This window comes from Bradyrhizobium vignae (assembly GCF_004114425.1).
Taxonomy (GTDB): domain Bacteria; phylum Pseudomonadota; class Alphaproteobacteria; order Rhizobiales; family Xanthobacteraceae; genus Bradyrhizobium; species Bradyrhizobium vignae.
Genome location: NZ_RDQF01000088.1, coordinates 1 through 20,857, shown reverse-complemented (window position 1 = coordinate 20,857; position 20,857 = coordinate 1). Strand labels below are relative to the sequence as shown.

Below are 20,857 nucleotides of genomic sequence, written 5' to 3'. Positions count from 1 at the left end.
AGTACCTCGTCTACTACAACAACCACAGACCCCATCAGGCCTTGGCAGGACAAACTCCCAAGGCTTTCGCCGCTTCCAAGACCACCGCGATCCAATCAGCGAATTATTGAACATCGACAGCAATGACAACGTGGAGACTGCATCGCAGCCCCGAGAGGGAATGAGGGAAGATACACATGCCAGCCATTCTCGGCAGCGGCGAGCACCGCTACCGCGTCGTCGAAAACTTCGCAAAGCTACCGGACGGCTGGCAACTCACCGATGTCGCCTCGGTCGCGGTTGACAGCAAGGACCAGATCTACGTCTTCAATCGCGGCGCCCATCCGATGGTCGTGCTGGACCGCGAGGGCAATTTCCTCCGCAGTTTTGGCGAAGGCCTGTTCTCCCGCGCGCACGGGCTGCATATCGACGCCGATGACAACCTCTATTGCACCGACGACGGCGACCACACTGTGCGCAAATGCACCACCGACGGCAAGGTGCTGCTGACGCTCGGCATCCCCGCAAAGCCGGCGCCGTTCATGAGCGGCGAGCCGTTCCACCGCTGCACTCACACCGCGCTGTCGCCGCAGGGCGAGATCTACGTCTCCGACGGCTATGGCAATGCGCGCGTGCACAAGTTCACGCCCGACGGCAAGCTGATCAAGAGCTGGGGTGAGCCGGGCACCGACCCGGGCCAGTTCAACATCGTGCACAATATCGCCACAGATGCCGACGGCTGGGTCTATGTCGCCGATCGCGAGAACCACCGCGTCCAGGTCTTCAATGGCGAGGGCAAATACGAGACGCAATGGAACAACCTGCATCGCCCCTGCGCGCTGTGCTGCTGTGGCGGGGCCGAGAGCCCGACCTTCGTGATTGGCGAACTCGGCCCGGGCCTTGCCATCAACCGCAATGTGCCCAATCTCGGCCCGCGGCTGTCGATCGTGGACGCCAAGGGAAATCGCATCGCGCGGCTTGGCGGCGAGGAGGGCCCGGGTGTTGCCAGCGGCAAGTTCCTCGCGCCGCATGGGATCGCACTGGACTCGAGGGGCGACATCTATGTCGGCGAGGTCGGCGTCACCAACTGGGAAACCAGCTTTCCGGACGAGGAGATGCCGGCCACGGTGCGAACGACGCGGTGCCTGCAGAAGCTGGAGCGGGTACGGGAGTAGCCGCCGCGGCAAGGCGAGCCCCTGCTGGGGCGGGCGGTTCCGCACGCCTCCGGAATCGCGGCTTTTTGAGCACTTTTGCCACCCCGCGGCCGCATTGCTTGCGCTTGAATAAGTCGCTCAACGGGCTTCACAATCCCGTCACGCTGCATGTAGTATGTCAATACATGCTGCTTCGCAGCGTACATTGGAGGCCGGGAGCGTTACTTGAACGCACATGTCTCGCAAGGCAGTTGGCCGGTGTTGGTGCTGAATGCGGACTTCCGGCCGCTCAGTTACTACCCACTGTCGTTGTGGTCGTGGCAGGACGCGATCAAGGCGGTGTTCCTCGACCGCGTCAACATCGTGGCCCATTACGATCAGGCGGTTCGAAGTCCGACGTTAGAAATGCAATTGCCGAGCGTGGTTTCGCTCAAATCCTTCGTCAAGCCGACCACCCATCCCGCCTTCACCCGATTCAACGTCTTCCTGCGCGATCGTTTCGCCTGCCAATATTGCGGCTCGCCCGAAGACCTCACCTTCGATCACATCATCCCGCGCAGCAAAGGCGGCCAGACCACCTGGGAGAACGTGGTCGCGGCGTGCTCGCCGTGTAATTTGCGCAAGGGCAACCTCACGCCGGCGCAGGCAAAAATGTTTCCGCGCCAGACCGCGTTCGCGCCCACCGTGCACCAGCTCCATCGCAACGGCCGTCTCTTCCCGCCGAATTATCTGCACGACAGCTGGCTGGACTATCTGTACTGGGATACGGAGCTGGATCCGTAGGGTTGCGAGCTGGAGGCGATGCAGTTCGGTCGTCCTCGCGGCATGCGATCAGCCATCTTCGTGGCTGCTCTTTCAATTGGCTGGCCCGCCACGGTCTATGGGCTGGATTGCGGACTTCCGATCCCCGCTTCTTTCGAGCGATCGACCCGAAAGTCGATCCAATCAAGAGAGCCGCTGATCTCGAGGGGCGTGTCGGTCTCGATACTCTGAGCCCAATTGTCTTCGGTGGCCGTCTCGTCAGCATCCGCCACCTCTCCGAACCCAACTCTGGGATTGAGCGTCTTGGATTCACGGACGTCATGGTCCTGAGGGGCGTACTTCCTCGCAGCAAGATCGATGGGATAGCGATGGTCGCGTTCGAAAGATGGTGTGACGGTGGCTGCGCTCACCGCCCGTTCGAGTGGGCTCCCGGCGCTTTGCTCACGATCGGAGTTTCACCTAGTCGCAACAAGGTCACCAGCGGCGACGTTGGCCGCTCCACCTCGGCTGCGCATGCGGGCCATCGCGCAGGACGGAACCGGACCGCCCCCGCGCTCGTTCAAATGGGAGCACACGCATCGACGCGTGGCGCAGCGCAACCGAGGGAGGCCATGATGCCCGCAGCCGAGCATGATCACGTCTACAAGATCCTGGACCTGGTCGGATCGTCCGAAACCTCGATCGACGACGCGATCAAGAACGCCATCAGCCGCGCGTCGAAGACCGTTCGCGAGATGAGGTGGTTCGAGGTGGTGCAGACTCGTGGCCACATCGAGAACGGCACTGTCGGCCACTATCAAGTAACCCTGCGCGTAGGCTTCACGCTCGAAGAGTGACTGCGGCCCCACGTTGGACGCCATCCGCAAACCTCGCGAACGGCGCCTTCGGAGCCCACCATTGACCCGCTGTCAGGCAGCATCGTACGCTTCCAGTCTATGCTCGTAGCGGCCATATCCGGCCGGGCCAAGAGTGTTGCTGTGGTTGATGCTGTCAAGCTCGTCCTGTTCGACATGGATAACGTCCTCTGTCGCTACGATAGGAGCAAGCGAGTGGCGTATCTCGCGGAGCTCGCAGGGGTCACGAGCGAGTTCGTCCACAAGGCGATATGGGAATCCGGGTTCGAGTCGCTCGGCGATTGCGGCGCTCTCGATGCTGCGGACTATCTGCGCGGCTTCGGCGAACGCATCGGCTGCCCCTTATCCCTGGAGGACTGGGTCGAGGCACGGCGCCGTTCCATGCAGCCCAATTCCGCGATGCTGGAGATTGCCGACAGCTTACGCAAAAGCGTCGACATTGCCGTGCTGACCAACAATACCACTCTGGTCGCGGACCACATCGACAGACTGCTGCCGGACTTGCGTCCGCTGTTCGGCTCCCGAATCTACACCTCGGCCCAGTTCAAGGCTGCAAAGCCGGACCCGCGCTGCTATCGCCTCTGCCTGGCGGAGCTCAATGTGAGGCCGGAGACCGTCCTGTTCGTCGACGATCTCGCGGCCAACGTCGCGGGCGCGCGAGAGGCGGGCCTGTTCGCGCATCACCACACGTCGGTGGAGGCCTTCAGGCTGGCTCTCTCGGAGCGCGGCCTGCCTCACGGCTGAATGCTTCGTACACGTCAGGCGAGATGGCACGCCACGAAGTGCCCTCCCGCCCCCTCCTTCAGCGCCGGCGCGCTCTCGGCGCAGCGCGGCTGGGCGATCGGACAGCGGGTGTGGAAGTGACAGCCCGACGGCGGCTTCATCGGGCTCGGCACGTCGCCCTTGAGGCGGATGCGCTCGCGCTTGAGCTTGGGATCGGGCACCGGCACCGCCGACAGCAGTGCCCTGGTGTAGGGATGCTGCGGATTGCGGTAGAGATCGCTGGCCTTGGCGAGCTCGACGATGCGGCCGAGATACATCACCGCGACGCGGTCGGAGATGTGCTCGACGACAGAGAGGTCGTGCGCGACGAAGAGATAGGTGAGGTTCAGCTCGGCCTGGAGATCCTCCAGGAGGTTGATCACCTGCGCCTGGATCGACACGTCGAGCGCGGAGACCGGCTCGTCGCAGACGATCAGCTTCGGCTCGACCGCAAGGGCCCGCGCGATCACGATGCGCTGGCGCTGGCCACCAGAGAACTCGTGCGGATAGCGCCGCATGTGCTCGGCCTTGAGTCCGACCTTGACCAGGAGGGCCGCGACGCGCTCCTCGCGCTCTTTCGGGGAGGCGGCGAGATTATGGATGGTGAAGGCCTCGCCGAGGATGGCGCCGACCGTCATGCGCGGATTGAGCGAGGCGAACGGATCCTGGAACACCAGCTGCATGTTCCGCCGCATCGCGCGCAGATCGTCGCCGCCGAGCTTGCGCACGTTCTGGCCGTCGAAGATGACCTCGCCGTCGGTCGGCTCGATCAGGCGCAGCACGCAGCGTCCGGTTGTCGACTTGCCGCAACCGGATTCGCCGACGAGACCAAGCGTCTCGCCGCGGTTGACCGAGAACGACACGCCGTCGACCGCATAGACCGTGCCGACCTGGCGCGACAGCAGGCCGCCGAGCACGGGAAAATGTTTCTTCAGGCCGCTGACGCGGAGCAACGGTTCGCTCATGACGCGGCTCCCACGCTTGTATCTCCCAAGTGGCAGGCCATGCGATGGCCGGGCGAGACCTCGCGCAGCAGCGGCTCCCTTTCGGTGCAGACGTTCATGGCGAACTTGCAGCGCGGCGCGAAGCGGCAGCCGACCGGCGGATTGATCAGGATCGGCACCGAGCCGCCGATCGCCTCCAGCCGCGTCTTGTGTTCGCTGTCGAGGTCGATGCGCGGGATCGAGCGGATCAGGCCTTGCGTATAGGGATGGCGGGGATCGCCGAAGAGATCATCGACGGGCGCTTCCTCCACGACCTTGCCGGCATACATCACGACGACGCGCTGCGCGGTCTCGGCGACGACGCCCATGGCATGGGTAATCAGCATCACCGCCATGCCGAAGCGCTCCTTCATGTCCTGCAAGAGGTCGAGGATCTGCGCCTGGATGGTGACGTCGAGCGCGGTGGTCGGCTCGTCGGCGATGATCAGCTTCGGCTTGCAGGCGAGCGCCATAGCGATCATGACGCGCTGGCGCATGCCGCCGGAGAACTGGTGCGGATAATTGTGCACGCGGCCTTCGGCATTGGGGATCTGCACCAGCTTCAGCATCTCGATGGTGCGTTCGAGCGCCTGCTTCTTGGTCACCGCTTCATGCCGGCGCAGGCTCTCGGCGATCTGCTCGCCGATCGTGAGCACCGGATTGAGCGAGGTCATCGGCTCCTGGAAGATGAAGCCGATCTCCTTGGCCCTGATCTCGTCGAGCTGATTGCTCGTCAGCGGCACGAGATCGCGGCCCTCGAAGATGATCTGGCCGGCCGCGATGCGGCCCGGAGGCATCGCGATCAGCTTCAGGATCGACATCGCGGTGACGGTCTTGCCGCAGCCGGACTCGCCGACGACGCAGAGCGTCTCGCCCTTGTTGATGGAGATGTCGACGCCGTCGACGGCCTGGAGGATGCCGTCGTCGGTGGAGAAGTGGGTTTTCAGGCCCTTGATCTCGAGCAGCGGCGCCATCAGATCACCCGTCGCGCATCGAGCGCGTCACGCAGGCCGTCGCCGATGAAGTTGATGGCGACCACCGCAATGAAGATCGCGCCGCCCGGAAACAGCGCCCAGTGCGGGCCAATGTCGAGAAAGTCCTTGGCGTCATACAGCAGCCGTCCCCAGGTCGGGGTGTCCGGCGGGAAGCCGAGGCCGAGGAAGGACAGCGTCGATTCCGCGATGATGGCGGCGGCGACGTCGATGGTGCCGGCAATGATCACGGGGCCGACCGCATTGGGCAGGATGTGCCGCACCACCTGCCGCACCGGACTGGCGCCGAGCGCGCGGGCCGCCTCGACGAACTCCTTCTCGCGGATCGACAGGAACTGGGCGCGCACGAGCCGCGCCACCGGCATCCAGCGCAGGCCCCCGATCACGAGCACGATCAGGATGAAGATGCCGCCCTCCGGGCCGAACACCTGCTTCAGCCCGTCACGGAAGAGATAGATCAGCAGCAGGAGCAGCGGCAGCTGCGGCAGCGAGAGGAACAGGTCCGTGAGCCACATCAATCCGTGCCCGAGGGCGCCGCGCGACATGCCGGCAAGCGCGCCGATCAGCGTGCCGATGAAAACCGAGACCAGCATCGCGGCGAGCCCGACCGCGAGCGAGATCCGGCCGCCATAGATCATGCGCGCCAGAATGTCCTGGCCGAGATCGTCGGTGCCGAAGGGATGCGCGAGCGATGGCCCCTGCAGGCCGGCGACGATGTCGATCTCGTTGATCTTGATGCGCCAGATGAACGGGCCGACCACCACCGCCAGCACCAGGATCAGGAGCAGGAAGGCGCTGATCACGGCGAGCCGGTGGCGGCTGTAACGCCGCCACGTCTCGCGCCAGGGCGAGTAGACGCCCCGCTCAGCGGAGGGAGATGCGAGGGTCAAGCCAGCCATAAAGGACGTCCGCGATGAGGTTGAACAGCACCACGAGGCACGCGAAGACGAAGGTGACGGCCATCACCACCGGCGTGTCGTTGGAAAGGATGGAGGAGATCAGCAGCGAGCCGATGCCGGGAATGCGGAAGATCTGCTCGGTGACGATGGCGCCGCCGAACACCGCGGGCATCTGCAACGCAATGAGCGTCACGACCGGGATCATGGCGTTGCGCATCACGTGCTTGACGATGACCTTGGCCTGGCCGAGGCCCTTGGCCCGGGCTGTGGTGACGTAGTCGAGCCTGATGACGTCGAGCATCGCCGAGCGCACGAAGCGCGTCATCGACGCCGCCTGGAACAGGCCGAGCACCGCCACCGGCATGATCGCCTGACGAATCATCTCAAGCACCCAGCGGATGCCGGTCGCCTTGATGTCGGTGGTATAGACGAACGGCAGCCAATCCAGCGTAACCGAGAAGATCAGGATGAACAGGATGCCGGTGAAGAAGGTCGGCAGCGAAAAACCGACGAAGGCGAGCGTGTTGGCAATCTGGTCGAACAGCGAATACGGCTTGGTCGCAGCATAGACGCCCACCGGGATCGCAATCAGGAGCGCCAGGATCTGCGCCGAGCCGATCACGTAGAGCGTGGCCGGCAGGCGCTGCAGGATCAGCGTGTCGACGTCCATCCGGCTGACGAAGGAGAAACCCCAGTCGCCGTGCAGCATGGCGTTGAGCCAGTGCAGGTAACGAAGGTAGATCGGATCGTCGAGGCCGAACTTGGCCCGAAGCGCGGCCTGCACTTCGGGCGGTACGTTCGGATTGGTCGCCAGTTCGGAGAACGGATCGCCGGGGGCGAGCGCAAGCACGACGAACAGCACGACCGAAATTCCGAGCAGGCTCGGAATCGCAATCAGCAGGCGACGCAGGACGTATTGACTCATGAGGGAAGGCCCCGTCTAGAGCTGGGGATCATTCCTCGCGGTACCAATCGTGCAGATTGTCGGTTTCGTTAGCCCAGCCGCTGATGATGGGGCGCAAATTGTTGGCCGCCGCTTCCACCTTGAGCCGATGCTGCACCGGGATGAACACGGTGTCCTGATACATGAGGTCGTTGGCCTTGATGTAGTGCGCTGCCCGCTTGAGCGGATCCATCTCGCTTTCAGCGGCTTCGATCGCCGCATCGTAGTCCTTGTTGACCCAGCGCGGGAAGTTCGTGCCTTGCCACTTGTTCTCCTTGGTGGCGACGTTGGTCGACAGGAAGCGGCGCATGTGCTGCGACGGATCGGGTTGGCTCAGCGGGATCTGGAACATCTCGATGTCCGCATAGAATTTCGCGTAGGTGTCGGGATTGGCGACGTCCGACGAGAAGAACACCGAGGCCACGACCGACTTCAATTCGACGTCGATGCCGGCCTTCTGACAGGCCTGCTTGACGATCGCCTGCGTCTTCTGGCGCGGGCCGTTGATCGAGGTCTGGTAGAGCAGCTTCAGCTTCTTGCCGTCCTTCTCGCGAATTCCGTCCGCGCCCGGCTTCCAGCCGGCATCGTCCAGGATCTTCGAAGCCTTCTCGATGCTGAATTCCCACGAGGTGTTCTTGGAGACGAACTTTTCCGGGCCGTTGAGGAAATTGGCCGTGGTGCGGCCGGCACGGCCGTAGATCGCCTTCTTCACCGACTCGCGATCGACCAGCAGCGACAGCGCCTTGCGCACGGCAGGGTCCGAGAACAGCGGATGCTTGGTCTTCATCGACGACTTCTCGCCGTCGACCTCGGTGTTGGGGTCGGTGAAGTTGAGCGCGATGAACTCGGTATCGCCGCCGACGGCATAGATGGTCTTGCCCTTGCCGCCCTTCTCCAGGCGCAGGAGGACGTCGTCCTCGACCTGGATGTTCCAGCCGAAATCGTACTCGCCGGTCTGGATCACGGCGCGCGCGGCCGAGACGGCGTCACCACCGCCCTTCATCTCGACCGTGTCGAAATAGGGCCGGTTCGGCATGTGGTAATCGGGATTGAGCTGGCCACGGACGAGATCACCGGGCTTGAATTCGACGAACTTGTAGGGGCCGGTTCCGACCGGCGATAGGTTGGCCGGTGCCTCCCGCGATTTGGATCCCTTGTAGTCGGCGAACAGATGCTTGGGGATGATGGTGTTGGGAGCGCCAACGAAGGCGTCCGCCCAGAACGGCGTCGGCTTCTTGAAAGTGATGCGAACCGTCAGGTCGTCTACTTTCTCAACGGTGATGTCACGATAGGTCGCCACGGTAATGGCGGCGGTCGCGGGATCGATGATGTATTCCCAGGTGAAGACGACGTCATCGGCGGTGAACGGCTTGCCGTCGTGCCATTTCACGCCGGGCTTCAGCTTCCACGTCACCGACTTGCCGTCAGCTGCGAGCAGGCCGTTCTGGATCGACGGGATCTCCGCCGCCAGCACCAGCTTCATGTTGCCGTCCGGATCCCAGCAGGCGAGCGGTTCATAGAACAGGCGCGAGCCGTCCTGATCCTTGGTGCCGGTAGCGAAATGCGGGTTGAGCAAGGTCGGGCCCTGCCACCACAACAGCTTCAGCGCACCACCACCGCCGCGCTTGGTCGGCTTGTACGTCGAGGCGCCCTCGGCCATGGCGACGCCGCCGAGCGCGAGGATCTGGTTGGCCAGGGGAGCGGTGAGACCAACGGCGGCCATGTGCTTGATGAAGCCGCGGCGATCCATCCGCCCGTCCTTCACCTGGCCGATCATCGAACGCAGTTCTTTATCCAGCATGGTTGTCCCCCGTCTGGTTCCGGTATGGATGCAGGCGGCCGCAAGAGGCGACCGCCGGTTTTGGCTGGCGGTAGATGGCACACCGAATGGGGTGCACGTCAACAGGGACCGTGTGTATGCAAACGGTCTTCTGGCTTTCCATTGAGCAAAATTGCGTTCCGCAGCCCATCCGTTCGGCAATCCAGCATGAAAATCTGCTGGATTTGCGCGCTGCACTGCGGAAAATTTGTTCGCCGGATCAGACGAAGTATCGAGGCGGAATTCTACGCCACGGACATGTCGAGCGGCGGCGCGACGTGATCCGGCAGCGGACAGACGTAAGGCGTCTTGGCCGTCCGCTTCTGAAGGTCCGCCTTGGCGGCCTTGATCAGCGTCGGTTCCGTCAACGCCTTGATGCCGAGGCCGGCCATCGCCTTGGCCGCCTGCACCATGGCCTTGTGGGCATGCGGGCTCTTTCCCTGCGCCACCACCTGCCAAGTGTGGAAGGGCGTGCCGATCGCAACCGTGGGTGCGTGCACCTGCACCGTCGGCACCACCCAGCTCACGTCGCCGACATCGGTCGAACCTACGAGCGGGTTGCGCTTGGCATCGAGCGGCACCAGGAAGTCGGCCAGCGGCCGATCGGTCGGCTCCATGCCGATCGCGTAATAGACCGACGCGATGTCCTTGTCGCTCAGGGTTGCACGGATCTGGCTGGCAAAGCTCTTGTCCGCATCGTCGAAATGCGGCGGTCCGAGTTCTTCCATCACTTGGTGCAGCGCCTGTTCCAGCGGCGCGTTCGGCAGGATGTTGGAGACAGCGGAGATGATCTTCATCTCGACTTTGGTCTCGGTCATCAACGCGGCGCCCTGCGCAATCTTGGAGACGCGCTCGACCAGTTCGTTCATGCCGGGAAGATCGCGGGCGCGGATCGAGTAGCGCACCCGCGCATGGGCCTGCACCACGTTGGGCGCGATGCCGCCGGTGTCGAGCAAGGCGTAGTGCACGCGCGCGTCGCTCGGCATGTGCTCGCGCATGTAGTTCACGCCGACATTCATCAACTCCACCGCGTCGAGCGCCGAGCGGCCGAGATGCGGCGAGGCCGCCGCGTGTGAGGTGCGGCCGGTGAAGATGAAATCCGCGCGCGTGTTGGCGAGCGACGGCGTCACCGCGACTTCCCAGAAACTGTGCGGATGCCAGGTGATGGCGATGTCGGCGTCCGCGAACGCGCCGGAGCGCACCATGAAGGCCTTTGCCGCGCCGCCCTCCTCAGCCGGGCAGCCATAATAGCGCACGCGGCCGGGCACCTTGTTCTCTGCCAGCCAGTCCTTCACCGCGGTCGCGGCGAGCAGTGCGGCGGAACCGAGCAGATTGTGACCGCAGCCATGGCCATGGCCGCCGGTCTCGACCGGGCGATGCTCGGCGACACCCGCCTCCTGGCTGAGACCCGGGAGCGCATCGTACTCACCCATGAAGGCGATGACCGGACCGCCCTCGCCCCACTCGCCCATCAACGCGGTCGGGATGCCGGCGACGTTCTCGGTGACGCGGAAGCCCTGATGGCGCAGCTCGGCGAGATGCTCGGCGGCCGATCGTGACTCGGTGTAGCAGACCTCCGGCATGCCCCAGACCCTGTCGCTGAGGTCGATGAAACGTGCCTTGATCGTGTCGATGCCACGCCAGATGTCGCTGCGGTTGTCCATGTTGTCGTCCGTGATCCCAAGGTCAAACGAAGCGGCAATGGTTAGCAGCTTCGCTGTGCGGCGCCTAGCATCCCGCCGGACAGCAGCCATGCGGCCGATGCCGGATCGCACGGCGCCCAGTGAAAGGGGTGTTTCCGTGCCTTTCAAAGATTTCACCCGGCGTTCTCACGAATATTGGGAACGAGGCTTTCAAGACGGCCTGCTCCAGCTTAAATTACGCGTGCTTCGCGCGTCGTTCCGCTAACCCGCCGGAGTGACGCTCTCAGCCAGGAGAACTCCATGAGCACTCTGACCGAATGGAGAGTGCCGCCGGCGAACCAGCCGCGGGCGAGCGACTACGGTTTCGATCTCGACCGCGCGCTCGGCTCCGTCGTCGGCCTGCACGCCCTGATCCCGCCGGATGCCTTCAGCGCCGAGACGCTGGGCACCGAACGGGCCGGCAACGGCGTCGTGATCGACGATGGGCTTGTGCTGACGATAGGCTATCTCATCACCGAGGCAGAAACGCTCTGGCTGCACCGCGCCGACGGGCGCGTGGTGGAGGGCCATGCGCTCGGCTTCGATTCCGAGACCGGGTTCGGGCTGGTGCAGGCGCTCGGCCGGCTCGACGTCGCGCCGCTGCCGCTGGGCTCGTCGGCGGCAACCCGGATCGGCGACCGCGTCGTGGTGGGCGGCGCCGGCGGCCGCACGCGCTCCGTCGCGAGTCAGATCGTGGCCAAGCAGGAATTCGCCGGCTACTGGGAGTATCTGCTGGATGAGGCCATTTTCACCTGTCCCGCACATCCGAACTGGGGCGGCACGGCGCTGCTCAACGAACGCGGCGAGTTGATCGGCATCGGCTCGCTCCAGCTCGAGCGCGAACGGGAAGGCAAGGCCGAGCACGTCAATATGAACGTGCCGATCGACCTCTTGAAGCCGATCCTGGAGGACTTGCGCAAATTCGGCCGCGTCAACAAGCCGGCGCGGCCCTGGCTCGGGCTCTTCTCGACCGAGATCGACAACCGCGTGGTGGTGATCGGGATCTCCGGCAACGGCCCGGCCGCCCGCGCCGAGCTCAAGACCGGCGATGTCATCCTCGCCGTGGACGGCGACAAGGTCACGAGCCAGATCGATTTTTACAAGAAGATGTGGGCGCTCGGCCCCGCCGGCATCGACGTGCCGCTGACCGTGCACCATGAAGGCGTCACCTTCGACGTCACAGTGACCTCGACCGATCGCTTCAAGCTCCTGAAGGCGCCGAAGCTGCACTGATCCCAAGGCTCGAGGAAGCGGGCGATGACCGAGGCCGTGGTGGACGACATCGTGGCCGTGCTGCCGCCGCTGCTCAATGCGCTGGAAGCGCTCGGCTTCTTCCAGCGGCATTTGCACCCGCCGGCCTTCGCCTCCGTGATGAACGCAATCGGCACACCGGACGAGGCGCTGCAGGCCGCACACACCGCGATCGGAGCGTGGCCGGAGCAGTTCGCTGGCCTCCGCGAGCGGCTCGATCGCGCCTGCAACGAGACGCTTGCCGCCTTTGCCGGCATCCGTGAGGTCGAGCGTGACAATGGCGATCTCGTCGCCGTCTTCCGGGCCCTGCGCCATGTCCCTCGCGCGCAGGAGGCGCTCTATCCACTGGCGGCGCAGTTTCCGCCGGTGAGCAGCTTCTTTCTCAACCTCGCCAATCGCGAGAACCAGGATCTGCTGTCGCGACTGAATGTTGGCGCGAGCGAGCGCACCGGCATCTTCCATGATCACAATGAGCCCGGCAGCCGCGGCGGCTTCTCGGTCTATGTGCCCGAATATTACATGCCCGAGCGTGCCATGCCGCTGGTGATGGCATTGCATGGCGGCAGCGGCAACGGACGCGGCTTTCTCTGGAGCTGGCTCCGCGATGCGCGCAGTCTTGGCGCAATCCTGGTGGCGCCGACCGCGACTGGCCCGACCTGGGCGCTGATGGGCGATGACACCGACACGCCGAACCTCGCGCGCATCCTCGATACGGTGCGCGGCCGCTGGAGCATCGATGCCTCGCGCATGCTTCTGACCGGCATGAGCGACGGTGGCACCTTCTGCTACGTCACCGGTCTCGACGGCGCTTCACCCTTCACGCACCTCGCGCCTGTTGCGGCGACCTTCCATCCGCTGATGGCGGAAATGGCGGACGCAGCACGCCTGCAAGGCCTGCCGGTCTTCATTACTCACGGCAAACTCGACTGGATGTTTCCGGTGCAGACCGCGCGGCAAACGCAGGCGTCGCTCTCCGCCGCCGGAGCCGACGTCACCTATCGCGAAATCGACGACCTCAGCCACACCTATCCGCGCGAGATCAACGCGGAGCTGCTGCAATGGCTGAATGGCAAATGAACAACCTCTCCTTAGATGCGCCGCATGCCCGCGGAACCATCACTCCGGGCCGACGTTGTTGCCGGTCACCGGAGGTTCGCCATGCAGACTTTTTTCGGAATGATCCTGGGCGCGCTGCTGCTCGCGGGCGGCGTCTATGTCTATGACTCAATGCAGACGTCGTCAGTCGCAAATGGCGAGGTCGCGATCACTAATCGCACCATCGTGAACTGGGACGTCGCCAAGGCCGATTGGGACGCGCTGCGCGATCGCGCGCACAAGGACTGGGTCCGGATCTCGTCGAAGTAACGACGCCGTATCATGAACGAGGCGCCGTCGCGAACTCCGCGGCGGCGCCTTTGTGCTGATCACGATCAACGCTACGCGAGTCAGTTCATCTTGGCCTTGCGGGCGTCGGCGATGACCTGCTCGAACTCGGTCATGCTGAGCACGCCGGGCACGCGGTACTTGCCGACGATGAAGGATGGCGTGCCGCGGAAACCGAAGGCTTCAGCCTGCTCGTTGTTGCGCTTGAGTATGGCGTCGATATCCTTGGCGTGACCCGTGAGATCGCGCTTCAACCGGTCCATGTCGACCCCGGCGGCCGCGAGCAGCTCATTGATGCGCGGTTCGGTCAGGCGCGAGCTGACGCCCATCATGGCATCATGAGCCTGGTGGTACTTGTCCTGGAATTTCGCCGCCAGCGCGGTCCGCGCCGCCGTAACCGAAACCGGCCCAAGGATCGGCCAGTCTTTCATCACCAGCCGCACCTTGCCGTCATCCTGGACGACCTGGCGCAGCTCGGGCTCGAGCTTGCGGCAATAGGGGCAGTTGTAGTCGGACCATTCGACGATGGTGATGTTGCCGCCGGGATTGCCTGCGACGGGCGTGTCGGGATCGCGCAGCACCTTGGCTTCGGTCAGCACCTCGTCATCGCCAGTCGCCGCACGCGCCGAGGCGATCCCACCCATCGCGAGAGCACCCGCCCCGATCAGCGTCAGCGCCGCGCGTCGCGTCGGCACAAGGCCCTTATTCCCAAATCCAGCCATATCTCGTCCCGTTTCGGTCCCATCTCCATCGATACGGATCGAGACCAGACATTGTTACAGCTCATATAGAGTGTCACGGCAGCGATGTCATCGCACCAGCAGCGTGATTGCCAGAGGGACCAGGAACGAGGTCACCAACGCGTTCAGGCTCATGGCGATGCCGGAAAAGACGCCGGCAATCTCGTCAACCTGGAACGCGCGGGCGGTGCCGATGCCATGCGCGGCAAGGCCGGCGGCAAAGCCCCGGGCCCGGTAATCGGTGATGCCGCTGCGGTTCATCAGCGGCGTCACGATGATGGCGCCCATGATGCCGGTGAGGATGACCGCGACGGCCGCCAGCGAAGGGTCCGCATGCAGGGACTCGGCGATGCCCATGGCGACGCCGGCGGTGACGGATTTCGGCGCCAGCGACAGCACAACATCGCGCGGCAGGCCGGCCAGCTCGGCGAGCAACACCACCGACACCACGGCCGTAACCGATCCCGCGCACAGCGCCACCAGCATCGGCACGATCGAGGCGACCACGCGCTTGCGATTTTCATAGAGCGGCACGGCGAGCGCGACGGTGGCGGGCCCCAGCAGGAAGTGCACGAACTGCGCGCCGGCGAAATACGTCGTATAGGAGGTGCCGGTCAGGAGTAGAAACGCGCCGATGATCCACATCGCATGCAGCACGGGGTTGGCGAGCGGATGGCGCAGCGTCGCCAGCGAGACCGCGTCCGTGGTCGCATAGACCAGCAGCGTCACGGTCAACCACAGCAGCGGCGATTGCGAAAGATAGACCCACAGCGAAAATGGATTGTCCTTCATCGCGCGTCCTGTTGCTTCAACAGGCGGCTGACGAGGCGAAAGGTCAGCACGGTCGCGAGCAGCGTGACGACCACGGACAGCGCGAGCACCAGGATGATGGCAATGCCGTGAGACGCGAGCAGATCGAGCTTCTGCACGACGCCGACGCCGGCCGGCACGAATAGTAGCGAGAGATGGGCCAGCAGGCCCTTGCTCGCCGTCTCGACATCGTCATTGCGCAGCGGCCCGCGCGCGAGCAGCGCAAAGCGGTCTCGCCCCATCAGCAGGACCAGGAGCAGCAGGAGGCCCAGCACGGGTCCCGGCAATGGCAGGCGGAGGCCGCGCACGACGGCTTCGCCGATCAGTTGGCAGAGCAGGATGAGGCCGAGACTTGCAAGCATGACCATCGCATCAAGGGATGCACGCGCATGATTGTCAATCGCCGCTATGCGCGGGATGCCCGCGGTTCATGCGCAATCGCAAGGCGAGGCAACATCGCCATCAAGGTCGCGGTCATCGTGGCGATCAGCGAGACCTTGCCGTCATGCTCGGCGTAGGCCTTTGCCTCGCAGAAGGTGAGTGTGCGGCCGGGCTTGACCACCTCGGCCTTGAAGACGAAACGCTCGCCGCGGGCGGGCGCGAGCAGCGTCGTCTTGAATTCAACGGTGAGGATATCGGCCTCCGCCGGCATCAAGCTGAAGGCCGCAACGCCGCAGGCGTTGTCGAGCCCGGCCGTGATGATGCCGGCATGGATGAAACCGTTCTGCTGCGTGAGGGCTGGCGCATGCAGCATCGCCAGTTCGACCTCGCCCGGCGCGAGACGGACGATGACGATGCCGAGCGTGCGCATAGCCGGCTGGCCGTCGAACATGGCGATAGAAGCCGCGCGATAGCCGGGGTTTTTCGGCTCGAAAGCGGCCATGGTTCAGGCCTCGGCTGGTTCGGCGAGATGCCTCGAGGCAGCTTCGCGGATGGCGTCGGCGAACGGTGCGGACTTGCGCAATTGGCGGTCCATGTGCACGCCGGTGATCTCGCACGTCGCTGCGAGTTCGCCGGTCTCGGCGTTCGTCATGTCGTGCCGGAAGCGGATCGACTTGTCGCCGATCTCGAGCAGGTGGCTGCGGATCTCGACGATGTCGCCGGCCAGCAGCTCGCGCCTGTAAGCGATGTTCTGCTGCACGGCGGCCATGCCGCGGCCGGAGCTGCGCAAGTAACTCGGCGTCAGGCCGAGGCGGGCGAACAGATTCCAGTTGGCTTCGTCGAACTTGCCGACATACCACATGATGTTCATGTGGCCGACATGGTCGCATTGCCACGGATAGACCGTGCCGCGATAGGTCGCCTCCTGCTCCATCGCATTTCCTCCCGCATTTTCGTCTTTGAGCATTGATACGGTAGCGTATCAAACCCGTGTCGCGTTAGCAATACGGCACCGTATCAAGATCGGGTGAGGCTTCCTTCATGAGCGACGGCAAGGGCGATGTCTGGGTCGAGGCGGGCTTCAGCGAGCTCGCCCGCGCAGGGGTGGAGGGCGTGCGGGTCGAGGTGCTCGCCAAGAACCTCGGCGTCACCAAGGGCGGCTTCTACCGACGCTTCGCCGATCGCGCCGCGCTGCTCGATGCCATGCTGAACGGCTGGCGCGAGGGACGCATCGCCGCGATCGCGCAGCAGACAAGTCTCGACGGACAAGACCCCCGCGAGCGGCTGAGGGCGGTGATCCGGCTCTATTCGGAGCGGCTCAATCCGGAAGGGATGGCGATCGAGCTCGCGATCCGGCAATGGGCGCGCTCGGACGAGAATGCCGCGGCGGCGGTGGCGAGCGTCGATGCGGCGCGGCTCAAGCACGTCAGCGAGCTCTATCGCGCGACCGGCCTTATAGCCGAGGAGGCCGACGCGCAGGCCTTCCTGTTCTACTGCTTCATCTTCGGCCAGAGCCTGTTGTTCGTCGAGAGTGGCCCGCGCAAGCGATCGCAGCTCGTGGCGAAATCGGCCGAGAAGCTGCTCGACTGAGCATGGTCCGGAAGAGTGTGCGGCGGTTTTCCGGAAGATCATGCTCGAAAAAGAATCCAGGCGAAATGGCCGGAGCGTTGCTCCGGCCATCGAACCAATTCGAAGCTCAGGCGGCGCCCTTCAGCTTCTTGGTGCATTCGCTGTAATAGCCGCCGCCCTTCTGGATCCACTTCAAGCCGCCATTGCCGTTGGTGGCTTTGTTGGCATTGTACTGGTCGACGCAGGTGTGCAGCCGCGCTTTTCCAGGCGTCTCCTTGGCATATTTCGGATCGACAGCGTTCGGATAGACCGCAGGGCCGGCGGGCAGGGCCGGCGCGGCCGGCGCCGCCTCCTTGGCCTGCTTCGGCTCGGCAGGAGCGGCGGGCGCAGCCGCAGCCGCAGGCGTCGCATCGGCACCGCACTGCGCCTTGCGGAAGTCATTCCACTTCATGGTCCCGAGCGAGCCGTCCTTCTTGGCGGCCTGGTATTTCGCGCTGCACTCCTGCGCGGTCAGTGCCTGCGCCGGCGCGCTCGCCAGCAATGCCGCGACACCGGATGCGGCGATCGCACACAACAATTTTGTCTGAATGGTCATCCCTGGGTCTCCTGCTTGATCTTCCCCGACGGGGTGAAACGAGGATTGCTATCCTAGCGTGCCGGCCGCTTGCGACCAAGGATGCGACGGGTTGCGCCGGCAAAATATAATGATCCGGCCGCTCAACTCATTCATGTCGCGTTCAGCAACGCGGGCCGACGTTCCCAGACCTTCACAATTCTCGCAAGCAGAGTGCACCACATGACCTTCACGTCCCGCCTCGCCGCCGCCGCCCTCGCCTCCCTGCTCGTCACCGGCACCGCCTTCGCGCAGACCGCCGCGCCGGCAGCCAAGACCGAGACGAAGACCGATGCCGCTGCCACCACCGACAAAAAGGCGCCGAAGGAGCGCTCGGCCGAGTCGCTCGAATGCTCCAAGCAGGCGGACGCCAAGGGATTGAAAGGCAAGGAGCGCAAGAAATTTCGCCGCGATTGCATGAAGGAAGCGAAGGCCGGCACCGCCGCTCCCGCCGCAGACAAGAAATAGGTCCGTCACGATCGCCTGCGAGCATCCGCGGCAGGCGTCGCGCATTGCGGCATGACGAGCCTGCAATTGTGCGTCACCTGCCGATTTGCAATAAGGTGGCGTGAAGCAAATCACCGCCTCCCTGCCGTTCGAATGGCCGAGCCGTGCCAAGATCTTGAGCACGGTGGAGACGCTCGTCATCGGCACCGCCGGCGGCCTGGTGTTTCTGCTCGCCGGCCTTCCCGGCGGGCTCATTTCGGGCTCGATGATCGCGGTCGGAATCGCCGCGATCGCCGGCCGCCAGCTGGCACTGCCGCCGATCCTGACCCAGACCGTGCTGGTGCTGCTCGGCATCTCCCTGGGTTCGGTGGTCTCGCGCCATTTGCTCCAACAGGTCAGCGCCTATCCCCTCACCATCGGCCTGCTTGCGCTCGCCACGTTCTGCTCCACGTTCGGCTCGAGCTATTACCTCCAGCGCATCCATGGCTGGGACCGCACCTCGGCTTTCCTGGCGGGCAGCCCCGGCGCGCTGTCGCAGATCACCATCCTGGCGGTCGAGCGCGGCGCCGACCTGCCGGGCATTGCGGTGGTGCAGACCATGCGCGTCATCATCCTGACCGCCGCGCTGCCGATGGTGCTGGCGCTGGCGGGCGTCGCGCCCTCGGCGGCGCCGTCGCCGACCACGACGATCGCCTCGCCGCTCGACCTGCTCGAGCTGGCCGCAGCCTCGCTGGCCGCAGCGCTCGCGTTGCGGCTGATCAAGTTTCCGGCGAGCTGGATGTTCGGCGCGATGATCGCATCCAGCGTGCTGCATGGTGCCGGATGGGTCGAGGGCGGCCTGCCGAACTGGGTGCGCGGCGTGGCGCTGGTCGGCATCGGCGCACTGATCGGCAGCCGCTTCGCGCGGATGCGAATCAAGACGCTCGCCGGTCACCTCAGCGCGGCACTGGGCTCGTTTGCCGTGGCCATCGCCGTCTCCGCCATCTTCGTCGGCATCGTGGCGCTGACCACACAGGTGAAGTTTTCCGACGTCGTCGTCGCCTTCGCGCCGGGCGCGATGGACGCGATGCTGGCCCTGGCGCTGACGTTGCGCATCGACCCGATCTTCGTCGGCGCCCATCACCTCTCGCGTTTCGTCTTCGTGACGATCGCAACGCCGGGCATCGTGCATCTGTTCGGACGCACGCAGGACGATGTGGATGATTAGGCCTTAGCGCTTGGCCGTCCGCACAAATCCCCATGCCGCGATCGCGGCCATCAGCAGCGAGATCAGCACGTTGTAGCCGGCCAGCGACAGGCCGAGGAAGCGCCACTGCACCTCGTCGCAGCGCACCACCTTCACGGTGTCGAGCTTCGACAAGAGATCAGCGGCACTGCCGAGATTGACGACGGGACCGGAGCAATCGGTCGGCCCCTTCCAGAATCCCCATTCGACGCCGGAATGATAGGCGCCGAGGCCGGCATTGGCGAGCGTCGCCAGCGCGAGGATCGCGAGCCCTGCGAGCAGCAGCGGCCGCGGTGCACCGCTTCGCGCCGCAATCGCCGTGAGCGCACCGAGCGGAATCGCGAGATAATAGGCGTAGCGCTGCTCCAGGCACAACGGACAGGGCAGGATCTCCAGCACGAGCTGGAAGAACCAGGCGCCCGCGATCGTCGCTGCAGCGATCAGCGTGACGAGAGCCGAGGCGGCCAGCGCGGGCCTCATGGCGGTCGGCTCGAACGCATGCATGGCGGCACTCTCGGTGGTCACGGCAGCCTCTTTCGCATTTCTGGCGCTCCAAGCCTCTAGCCGCGGCCCATGCGGCTGTCGAGAACGGCCGGGATCACTTTGGCGCGGGTTGACCCCGCCTCGTCCATGGCTATAGTCCGCCGGCTTCGCGACGCCGCCTTTGGGGCCGACCGAGGGCCCCTGTGGCGGAACTGGTAGACGCGCTCGACTCAAAATCGAGTTCCGCAAGGAGTGCTGGTTCGATTCCGGCCAGGGGCACCACGCTTCGCGTGGCGCGGTCGCCAAGCCGAAGGGCGAAGCGTGTCCGGCGAAGCCTCTTGGCGAAGACGGACTGTCCCGGCAGGCCCCGCTCTCCCTCCCCTAGCCATCCCCACATCCTCCCTGTATAAACCAGTAGCTTCTTCCATAACTCGAAGGAGCTCACATGAACGACCTGCACGCGTGGCTTTCGCAGCAACACCACGGCTTGCGGACCTTCCAGATCTTTCAGCAAAAGCTCGAGACGCTCGGCCGGGACGATCCCGCGCAGCGCGGTCTTTGCCGCCTGCTCAGCGGCATCATCGGCAGCTATGTCGAAGCCTTTGAGGAGGCTCCGCTGCCGGTCGAAATTGCCGAGCGCGCCTATCGGCGCCTGCTGACCCTGCTCGCCAGCCTCGATCTGCACGGAAACGCCGAACGCCGCCTCGCCGATATCAACCGCGTGGCGACCTGCGACTTGTGCGCTAATTGACGAGCGGGCCATCCTTCAATTTCAAACGATCGCAAGACGCGCCTGTACCGGCTCGCGACGCATGACGCCCGAGTCTTGTGCTTCTCTTGACGCCCTTTCCTAAAGAAAGGGCGCAGGGAAGGCCGGGCGCCGGCTGGCACCCGCGGCCCGCTGTGCGCAAATTGCGCGAAGACAGATGCACAGCGGCATACAGGGCAGCCCGGACATCCCGACCTTTCCCTGCGCAGTGGTTCGACGGCTTATGGCGCGCTCTTGTGTCCAGAAAATCTGCCAGAATGTGCGAACGGGCGGTTCTCGCAAAACCGCCCGTCGCTGGATCTGAGCCCGTTCGTGCTCAAAGGCCTTGAGCCTGTCGGGGAGCGAGGGACAGATCCG

The 20,857-nt window shown here is 64.6% G+C and carries 25 protein-coding genes and 1 tRNA gene; 12 read left to right on the top strand and 14 right to left on the bottom strand.

The features are described from left to right. The first annotated feature begins 176 nt into the window (after positions 1-176). Together EAV90_RS36990 and EAV90_RS36985 are read left to right on the top strand one after the other, a co-directional pair. Positions 177-1,154: a peptidyl-alpha-hydroxyglycine alpha-amidating lyase family protein gene (locus EAV90_RS36990; protein WP_122400767.1), complete on the top strand. Its 978-nt coding sequence runs from the start codon at positions 177-179 to the stop codon at positions 1,152-1,154. Positions 1,155-1,358: 204 nt separating this feature from the next. After that, the gene (locus tag EAV90_RS36985; protein WP_025033554.1) at positions 1,359-1,916 is read left to right on the top strand and encodes an HNH endonuclease; all 558 of its coding nucleotides are present in this window, start codon (positions 1,359-1,361) and stop codon (positions 1,914-1,916) included. Between the two features lie 95 nt (positions 1,917-2,011). On the opposite strand, the gene EAV90_RS39930 is transcribed toward EAV90_RS36985, so the two are convergent. Continuing rightward, a complete protein-coding gene (locus EAV90_RS39930) occupies positions 2,012-2,305 on the bottom strand; it encodes a hypothetical protein (RefSeq protein ID WP_160118748.1) in 294 nt (97 codons plus the stop codon). Positions 2,306-2,509: 204 nt separating this feature from the next. Between EAV90_RS39930 and EAV90_RS36975 the strand changes: the two genes are divergently transcribed. Then, positions 2,510-2,731: a dodecin gene (locus EAV90_RS36975; RefSeq protein ID WP_129146234.1), complete on the top strand. Its 222-nt coding sequence runs from the start codon at positions 2,510-2,512 to the stop codon at positions 2,729-2,731. A gap of 114 nt (positions 2,732-2,845) precedes the next feature. Further along, a complete protein-coding gene (locus EAV90_RS36970) occupies positions 2,846-3,493 on the top strand; it encodes an HAD family hydrolase (RefSeq protein ID WP_162500539.1) in 648 nt (215 codons plus the stop codon). A gap of 14 nt (positions 3,494-3,507) precedes the next feature. Here EAV90_RS36970 and EAV90_RS36965 read toward each other — a convergent pair whose 3' ends face one another. From EAV90_RS36965 to EAV90_RS36940, 6 genes are all read right to left on the bottom strand, one after another. Continuing rightward, positions 3,508-4,476 (bottom strand): ABC transporter ATP-binding protein, encoded by a 969-nt coding sequence (locus tag EAV90_RS36965; RefSeq protein ID WP_129146233.1) that lies wholly within the window; start codon positions 4,474-4,476, stop codon positions 3,508-3,510. Then, positions 4,473-5,468 (bottom strand): ABC transporter ATP-binding protein, encoded by a 996-nt coding sequence (locus EAV90_RS36960; RefSeq protein ID WP_122400764.1) that lies wholly within the window; start codon positions 5,466-5,468, stop codon positions 4,473-4,475. The genes EAV90_RS36965 and EAV90_RS36960 overlap by 4 nt, the downstream gene beginning before the upstream one ends. Next, positions 5,468-6,385 (bottom strand): ABC transporter permease, encoded by a 918-nt coding sequence (locus tag EAV90_RS36955; RefSeq protein ID WP_122400763.1) that lies wholly within the window; start codon positions 6,383-6,385, stop codon positions 5,468-5,470. The genes EAV90_RS36960 and EAV90_RS36955 overlap by 1 nt, the downstream gene beginning before the upstream one ends. Next, a complete protein-coding gene (locus tag EAV90_RS36950) occupies positions 6,351-7,310 on the bottom strand; it encodes an ABC transporter permease (RefSeq protein ID WP_122400762.1) in 960 nt (319 codons plus the stop codon). The genes EAV90_RS36955 and EAV90_RS36950 overlap by 35 nt, the downstream gene beginning before the upstream one ends. Before the next feature lie 28 nt (positions 7,311-7,338). Further along, positions 7,339-9,129, bottom strand: a complete 1,791-nt coding sequence (locus EAV90_RS36945) for a peptide ABC transporter substrate-binding protein (RefSeq protein ID WP_122400761.1) — start codon at positions 9,127-9,129, stop codon at positions 7,339-7,341. 263 nt (positions 9,130-9,392) lie between these two features. Next, positions 9,393-10,811, bottom strand: coding sequence for a M20 family metallopeptidase (locus tag EAV90_RS36940; protein WP_162500098.1), 1,419 nt, complete (start codon positions 10,809-10,811; stop codon positions 9,393-9,395). 279 nt (positions 10,812-11,090) lie between these two features. On the opposite strand from EAV90_RS36940, the gene EAV90_RS36935 reads away from it, so the two are divergent. From EAV90_RS36935 to EAV90_RS36925, 3 genes are all read left to right on the top strand, one after another. After that, positions 11,091-12,062: a S1C family serine protease gene (locus EAV90_RS36935; RefSeq protein WP_122400759.1), complete on the top strand. Its 972-nt coding sequence runs from the start codon at positions 11,091-11,093 to the stop codon at positions 12,060-12,062. A 24-nt stretch (positions 12,063-12,086) separates the two neighbouring features. Further along, positions 12,087-13,157, top strand: coding sequence for a carboxylesterase family protein (locus EAV90_RS36930; RefSeq protein WP_122400758.1), 1,071 nt, complete (start codon positions 12,087-12,089; stop codon positions 13,155-13,157). Positions 13,158-13,238: 81 nt separating this feature from the next. Then, complete coding sequence (locus EAV90_RS36925; RefSeq protein WP_027573305.1) at positions 13,239-13,445, top strand: hypothetical protein; 207 nt, start codon at positions 13,239-13,241, stop codon at positions 13,443-13,445. 80 nt (positions 13,446-13,525) lie between these two features. Here the strand turns inward: EAV90_RS36925 and EAV90_RS36920 are convergent, their stop codons facing one another. The 5 genes from EAV90_RS36920 to EAV90_RS36900 form a co-directional block, all read right to left on the bottom strand. After that, complete coding sequence (locus tag EAV90_RS36920; protein WP_162500097.1) at positions 13,526-14,185, bottom strand: DsbA family protein; 660 nt, start codon at positions 14,183-14,185, stop codon at positions 13,526-13,528. A gap of 87 nt (positions 14,186-14,272) precedes the next feature. Next, the gene (locus EAV90_RS36915) at positions 14,273-14,995 is read right to left on the bottom strand and encodes an LrgB family protein (RefSeq protein WP_122400756.1); all 723 of its coding nucleotides are present in this window, start codon (positions 14,993-14,995) and stop codon (positions 14,273-14,275) included. Further along, positions 14,992-15,375 (bottom strand): CidA/LrgA family protein, encoded by a 384-nt coding sequence (locus EAV90_RS36910; protein WP_122406359.1) that lies wholly within the window; start codon positions 15,373-15,375, stop codon positions 14,992-14,994. The genes EAV90_RS36915 and EAV90_RS36910 overlap by 4 nt, the downstream gene beginning before the upstream one ends. 44 nt (positions 15,376-15,419) lie before the next feature. Then, positions 15,420-15,896 carry a PaaI family thioesterase gene (locus EAV90_RS36905; protein WP_122400755.1) on the bottom strand — a complete coding sequence of 159 codons (477 nt, stop codon included), beginning with the start codon at positions 15,894-15,896 and terminating at the stop codon, positions 15,420-15,422. A gap of 3 nt (positions 15,897-15,899) precedes the next feature. After that, complete coding sequence (locus tag EAV90_RS36900; RefSeq protein ID WP_122400754.1) at positions 15,900-16,328, bottom strand: acyl-CoA thioesterase; 429 nt, start codon at positions 16,326-16,328, stop codon at positions 15,900-15,902. A 107-nt stretch (positions 16,329-16,435) separates the two neighbouring features. On the opposite strand from EAV90_RS36900, the gene EAV90_RS36895 reads away from it, so the two are divergent. After that, complete coding sequence (locus tag EAV90_RS36895; protein ID WP_122400753.1) at positions 16,436-16,984, top strand: TetR/AcrR family transcriptional regulator; 549 nt, start codon at positions 16,436-16,438, stop codon at positions 16,982-16,984. A 106-nt stretch (positions 16,985-17,090) separates the two neighbouring features. On the opposite strand, the gene EAV90_RS36890 is transcribed toward EAV90_RS36895, so the two are convergent. Further along, the gene (locus tag EAV90_RS36890) at positions 17,091-17,558 is read right to left on the bottom strand and encodes a hypothetical protein (protein ID WP_122400752.1); all 468 of its coding nucleotides are present in this window, start codon (positions 17,556-17,558) and stop codon (positions 17,091-17,093) included. A gap of 201 nt (positions 17,559-17,759) precedes the next feature. Here EAV90_RS36890 and EAV90_RS36885 point away from each other — a divergent pair, with 201 nt between their 5' ends. Both EAV90_RS36885 and EAV90_RS36880 read left to right on the top strand, forming a co-directional pair. Further along, on the top strand, positions 17,760-18,044 hold the full coding sequence (locus EAV90_RS36885) for a PsiF family protein (protein ID WP_122400751.1): 285 nt from the start codon (positions 17,760-17,762) through the stop codon (positions 18,042-18,044). Positions 18,045-18,144: 100 nt separating this feature from the next. Beyond that, a complete protein-coding gene (locus tag EAV90_RS36880; protein ID WP_122400750.1) occupies positions 18,145-19,230 on the top strand; it encodes an AbrB family transcriptional regulator in 1,086 nt (361 codons plus the stop codon). Between the two features lie 3 nt (positions 19,231-19,233). Here the strand turns inward: EAV90_RS36880 and EAV90_RS36875 are convergent, their stop codons facing one another. Then, positions 19,234-19,773 (bottom strand): disulfide bond formation protein B, encoded by a 540-nt coding sequence (locus EAV90_RS36875; RefSeq protein ID WP_122400749.1) that lies wholly within the window; start codon positions 19,771-19,773, stop codon positions 19,234-19,236. Positions 19,774-19,928: 155 nt separating this feature from the next. Between EAV90_RS36875 and EAV90_RS36870 the strand changes: the two genes are divergently transcribed. Together EAV90_RS36870 and EAV90_RS36865 are read left to right on the top strand one after the other, a co-directional pair. Continuing rightward, positions 19,929-20,013, top strand: a tRNA-Leu gene (locus EAV90_RS36870). A gap of 163 nt (positions 20,014-20,176) precedes the next feature. Continuing rightward, positions 20,177-20,482, top strand: coding sequence for a hypothetical protein (locus EAV90_RS36865; protein ID WP_122400736.1), 306 nt, complete (start codon positions 20,177-20,179; stop codon positions 20,480-20,482). Positions 20,483-20,857: the final 375 nt, after the last annotated feature.